The sequence below is a fragment of the Butyricicoccus sp. AM32-19 genome (assembly GCF_003480365.1).
Lineage (GTDB): Bacteria > Bacillota > Clostridia > Oscillospirales > Butyricicoccaceae > Agathobaculum > Agathobaculum butyriciproducens.
In genome coordinates this window covers 328-737 of record NZ_QUIX01000043.1, presented here as the reverse complement: position 1 = coordinate 737, position 410 = coordinate 328, and the positions used below count along the sequence as shown (strand labels likewise).

The 410-nt window shown below is 52.0% G+C and carries 1 protein-coding gene; it reads right to left on the bottom strand.

Translation table 11 applies throughout. The annotated features are described in order from the left end of the window. On the bottom strand, positions 1-410 hold a 410-nt coding region (locus DW806_RS14965), incomplete at both ends, for a hypothetical protein (RefSeq protein WP_442861159.1).

Genomic DNA, 410 nt, shown 5'->3' with positions numbered 1-410 from the left:
GAGTAGGTATAGGTTTCCGTATTGCCGAGCGCGTCCGTGATGGACGCAATATCGCCGCCCGCCGTATAAGTCAGCGTCATAGTGGTATTATCCGCATAGCGAACCTTCGTCACATTGCCGCTGCTGTCGTACTCGTATGCGGTTGCACCATTCAGACGGTCGCTTGCAGAGTTGGCGCGATAATCGCCGTCATAGGTGTTGTTGGTGGTGTACTCCGTGCCGTCGATAACTGTTCCGATTTTCTGGATGTTACGGTGATTATCGTAGTAGTAGCGTGTTTCCAGACCGTTTGCGTCTACACAGGTCGTAACACGCGCGTCATCGTCATAGGAAACGGTAGAAACAGTGGGAATGTCCGCATTGATAAAGGTCTGCTTTACCACACGGCCTATGCCGTCATACTCGTTCTC